This window comes from Terrabacter sp. P5_B1, assembly GCF_056400505.1.
Genome location: NZ_JBFULD010000296.1, coordinates 1 through 5,331 on the forward strand (window position 1 = coordinate 1; position 5,331 = coordinate 5,331).

The 5,331-nt window shown below is 72.5% G+C and carries 3 protein-coding genes; 1 reads left to right on the forward strand and 2 read right to left on the reverse strand.

Features of this window, described 5'->3' with window-relative positions; genetic code table 11:
* Positions 1-2,777: FtsK/SpoIIIE family DNA translocase (locus AC1DP0_RS17585; RefSeq protein WP_478086840.1), on the forward strand; the 2,777-nt coding region annotated here is incomplete at its 5' end.
* Positions 2,778-2,961: 184 nt separating this feature from the next.
* On the opposite strand, the gene AC1DP0_RS17590 is transcribed toward AC1DP0_RS17585, so the two are convergent.
* The gene (locus AC1DP0_RS17590; protein ID WP_478086842.1) at positions 2,962-3,639 is read right to left on the reverse strand and encodes a response regulator; all 678 of its coding nucleotides are present in this window, start codon (positions 3,637-3,639) and stop codon (positions 2,962-2,964) included.
* A partial coding sequence (locus AC1DP0_RS17595) for a DUF4118 domain-containing protein (RefSeq protein ID WP_478086844.1) occupies positions 3,636-5,331 on the reverse strand: 1,696 nt, incomplete at its 5' end. The genes AC1DP0_RS17590 and AC1DP0_RS17595, both read right to left, overlap by 4 nt.

Consider the following 5,331-nt stretch of genomic DNA (forward strand, 5'->3'; position numbering starts at 1 on the left):
GCGGAGGCCTGCCCTTCCCGCTCGGTGCGATGCGCAACACGTGGATGGGCGTCTCGCACCTGGCCGGGGGAGCGGTGCGCCGCGTCGGCCACAGCGCCGCGGACCTCGAACCGGAGCACCGCCGCGACGGCATGGGGTTCGCCCTCATCGCGCTCGCCGTCATCGTCGCCGCCCGCGAGTGGTGGGGCGTCGCCGGCACCTTCGGCGACATCGTGCACGCGGTCTTCGCCGGCACCTTCGGGCGCGTCGCCTACGCCGTCCCGCTCGTCCTGATCGCCCTCGGCCTGCGCATGCTCCGCGCGCCGCAGGACGACGCCGCCACCAGCCGCATCGTCGTGGGCACCATCGCGCTGACCTTCGCCGCGTGCGGCCTGTCGCACCTCGCCGACGGCATCCCCAACCCGCCCGACGGTGCCGACGGCATGCGCGCCGCGGGCGGCATCCTCGGCTTCCTCGCGTCGAGCCCGCTCGCCGCGGCCGTCTCCACCTACGGTGCGGTCGTCCTGCTCATCTTGCTCGGCCTCTTCGGCCTGCTCGTCGTCACGGCCACCCCGGTCAACATGATCCCGACCCGGATGCGTCAGCTCCGGGCCCTCGTCATCGACCGGGGCCACGCGGACGACCAGCCCGATGACGCCGACGACGCCCCGGCGGCAGCCGTCAAGCGGGCCCGCCGCAAGCCCGTGGACCTGTCCGAACGCGACGGTGACGAGGCCTTCCGCCAGGCCGCCCAGAAGGCGCTCGAGGACGAGGGTGCCGCGCGGCCGCGCCCCGGCGAGAAGCGCGCGACCCCGCCCGGCCTGCTGGCGCCGCGCCCCGGCGGCGAGAAGAGCGGCGAGAAGGGCCGCGAGAAGGTCATCGACGCGACGGACCCGAAGACCCTCGGCGCCCCCGACACGAGCAAGATCGGCCCCAAGGCCGAGCTCATCCCGCCGCCCATGTCGGAGCTGCCGGCGCGGGTCGAGCAGCTGAGCCTCGGCGGCGACATCACCTACCGCCTGCCCGACCCCGCGATGCTGACGCCCGGCCCGGCGCACAAGACGCGCAGCGAGACCAACGACCGCGTCGTCGAGAGCCTGACCAACGTCTTCGACCAGTTCGACATCGACGCCGCCGTCACGGGCTTCACGCGCGGCCCGACGGTCACGCGCTACGAGGTCGAGCTCGGCTCGGGCACGAAGGTCGAGCGCGTCACCGCCCTGTCGAAGAACATCGCGTATGCCGTCGCCTCGGCCGACGTGCGCATCCTCAGCCCCATCCCGGGCAAGTCCGCCATCGGTATCGAGATCCCGAACCTCGACCGTGAGAACGTCTCGCTGGGCGACGTGCTGCGCAGCCACACTGCGCGCGGCAACGAGCACCCCATGGTCATGGGCGTCGGCAAGGACGTCGAGGGCGCCTACGTCATCGCCAACCTCGCCAAGATGCCGCACCTGCTCGTCGCCGGCGCCACGGGCTCCGGAAAGTCGAGCTTCGTCAACTCGATGATCACCTCGATCCTCATGCGCGCCACGCCTGAGGAGGTGCGCCTCATCCTCGTCGACCCGAAGCGCGTCGAGCTGACGGCATACGAAGGCATCCCGCACCTCATCACCCCGATCATCACCAACCCCAAGAAGGCGGCCGAGGCGCTCGCCTGGGTCGTCAAGGAGATGGACCAGCGCTACGACGACCTCGCGGCGTTCGGCTTCAAGCACGTCGACGACTTCAACAAGGCCGTGCGCGCCGGCAAGGTCAAGCCCCTGCCCGGCTCCGAGCGGCAGATCACGACCTACCCCTACCTCCTCGTCGTGGTCGACGAGCTCGCCGACCTCATGATGGTCGCCCCGCGCGACGTCGAGGAGTCGGTCGTGCGCATCACCCAACTGGCCCGCGCCGCCGGCATCCACCTCGTCCTCGCCACGCAGCGCCCGTCGGTCGACGTCGTCACCGGCCTGATCAAGGCCAACGTGCCCTCGCGCATGGCGTTCGCGACGAGCTCGCTGGCCGACAGCCGCGTCGTGCTCGACCAGCCCGGCGCCGAGAAGCTCATCGGCCAGGGTGACGCGCTCTTCCTGCCGATGGGCGCGAGCAAGCCGATGCGCGTCCAGGGAGCGTGGGTCAACGAGTCGGAGATCCACGAGGTCGTCAAGTTCGTCACGACCCAGCTCAAGCCCAACTACGTCGAGAACGTCACCGTCGCGGCCCCGAAGAAGCAGATCGACGACGACATCGGCGACGACCTCGACGTGCTGCTCCAGGCCACCGAGCTCGTCGTGACGACGCAGTTCGGCTCGACGTCGATGCTCCAGCGCAAGCTGCGCGTCGGCTTCGCCAAGGCCGGCCGCCTCATGGACCTGCTCGAGTCGCGCGGGGTCGTGGGGCCGAGCGAGGGCTCCAAGGCCCGTGACGTGCTCGTGCGTCCGGACGACCTCGAGCAGACGCTCGCGCTGCTGCGCGGCGACGACGTGCCGCACCCCAACGAGCCGGCGGACCTCGACGACATCGTCGAGCCCGCGCAGCCGTATGCCGCCCCGCCCGTCGACGTGGAGCCGCCGGAGGTCTCGGCGCATTATGCCGACGACGCGGAGCCGGACGCTGCGCCCCAGCGGACGGCCGCGCTCGTCGCGCAGCGCGGCGAGCAGCGCCTCGACGACGACGACGAGACGACGGCCGTGCCCACGGCCCGGTGGACCCCCGGCGACATGACGCGCACGGTCGACGAGGACGACGAGGAGTCCGAGGACGCCTGGAACCTCACCGACCGGGGTGCCCGCGGCTACCGCGAGCGCGACTGACCCCAAGGTCCCTTTCACCGTCGAGAGGCCACGAGTGGTCGCCTCCCAACCGTCGAGAGGCCACGAGTGGTCGCCCCCCAACGGTCGAGAGGCCACGCCGACCAGGGCATACGCGCCACCGCGAAGCGGCCACACGTGGCCCTTCGAGTGGGGAGAAGCGACCGAACGTGGCCTCTCGACGGTTTCAGGGGTTGAAGCGGTAGCCGAGGCCGGGCTCGGTGAGGAGGTGGCGCGGGCTGGCCGGGTCGAGCTCGAGCTTGCGGCGCAGCTGGTTGGCGTAGACGCGCAGGTAGTTCGACTCCCGGCCGTAGGACGGACCCCAGACGGCGCGGAGCAGCTCCTGCTGCTGGACGAGGTGCCCGGGCTCGCGGCACAGCGCCTCGAGCAGGCGCCACTCGGTCGGGGTGAGCCGGACGTCCTCACCGGCGACCCGCGCGCGCCGCTCGGCGAAGTCGAGGGTGAAGTGGTCCGTGACGACCGGTGCGAGATGCCGTCCGAGGTCGTTGCCGCGCCGCACCGCCGCCCGCACCCGGGCCAGCAGCTCCTCGACACCGAAGGGCTTCGTCACGTAGTCGTCGGCTCCGAGATCGAGGGCCTCGATCTTGTCGTCCGACTCGTGCCGGGCAGACAGGACGATGACGGGCACGACCGACGCGGCGCGGATGCGGCGCAGCACCTCGGTGCCGTCGAGGTCAGGCAGCCCGAGGTCGAGGATGACGACGTCGGGCGCGTCCTCGGCCACCGACTGCACCGCGGAACGGCCGTCCGAGGCAGTCACGACCTCGTTGCCGTGCGCCCGCAGCGCGATCGACAGCGTGCGCTGCAGCCGCGGGTCGTCGTCGACGACCAGTACTCGGGTCACGTCTCCTCCTGCAGGGCGGCCTGGGGGGCAGGCGAGAGCGGCAGCTCGATGAGCATCGTGAGGCCACCGCCCGGGGTGTCCTCGGCCACGAGGGATCCCCCCATGACGGTCATGAGCCCACGGGCCACGGCCAGGCCCAGGCCGAGTCCGTCGCCCTGCGGAGCGTCGCCGGCCCGCTGGAAGGCGGCGAAGATGCGCTCCTTGTCGGCATCGGCGACCCCTTGGCCCCGGTCGATGACGCGCAGCTGGACGGTGTTCGCGATGCGCCCCGCCGTGATGCGGACCTCGGCGTCGTCGCGGTGCCTCAGGGCGTTCTCGACGACGTTGGCGAGGACCCGGTCGAGCAGGCCGAGGTCGGCGTGGACGAGGGGCAGGTCCGGCTCGAGCTCGACCTCGACGTGCTGCGGCTCGGACGTCGTGCGCACCGTGGAGACGACGGCATCGAGCAGGTCGACGGAGTGGTGGTGGGCGCGCACGGCCCCCGTCTCCAGCCGGGAGAGGTCGAGGAGGTTGCCGATGAGGGCGTCGAGGCGGTCGGCGCTCTCCTCGATCGACTCGAGCAGCTCGGCCTCGTCCTCGGGGGGCAGCTCCAGGCCGGACTGACGCAGGGTGGACACGCCGGCCTTGATGCTGGCGAGTGGGGTGCGCAGGTCGTGCGAGACGGCCGCGAGGAGGGTCGTGCGGGCGGCGTTGTCGCGGGCCAGGCCGGCGGCCTCGCGGGCGGCTCGGACGAGCTGTTCGCGTCCGTGCAGGATGGCGGCGTGCGCAGCGTAGGCACCCACGACGCGCTGGTCCTCCGCGGCCACGGGAGGCCCGTCGAGCAGCAGGTGCACGCCGTCGTCGACCGTCACGTCCAGGGCCCACGTCGTCCCTGCCGGCACGGTGCTCCCCGCCGGCAGGAGCGGGTCCGTCGAGGCGACGACCCTCGAGGGTCGGTCCTCGCCGGACTCGGTGAGAACGGCCGACCGCATCCCGAGGTCGTCCCGGGCGTGTTCGAGCAGGGCCGGGAGGGGGCGGGGCTCGGCCAGGAGGTCACGGCTCATCGCCGCGAGGGCCGACGACTCGCGCTCGGCCGAGATCGCCTGCTCGGTCCGTCGGGCGGCGAGGTTGACGACCGAGGAGACCGCCATCGCCACCAGGACGAAGACGGCGAGCGCCAGCGCGTTCGGGGCGTCGCTGATGGTCAGGGTGCCCCGGGGCTCGGTGAAGAACCAGTTGACGACGAGCGAGCCGACGACGGCGCAGAAGAGCGCGGGCCAGATGCCGCCGACGAGGGCACAGACCACGGTCAGTGCGAGGTAGAGCAGCAGGTCCAGCGACAGGGTGTGGCCCCCGCGCGTCGGGACGAGCACCGCGGTCAGGGCCACCAGAGCGACGACGGCGAGCAGCAGACCGCCGAGGACACGACGTCTGGGCAGGCCGGCGGCGCGTGCGCCGCGGCGACCGACCTTCGAGCCCTCGTGCGGGACGAGGTGGACGTCGATGTCGCCGGAGCGGTCGGCGACCTCGGAGGCGATGCTCGGGCGCAGGATCTGCTGCCAGCGGCTGCGGCGGCTGACGCCGACGACGATCTGCGTGGCGTTGACGCCACGGGCATGGTCGAGGATCGCCTCGGCCACGTCGGCGCCCGAGACGTTCTGGAACTCGGCGCCGAGGTCGCCCGCCAGCCTGCGCAGGCGCGCGAGCTCGGCC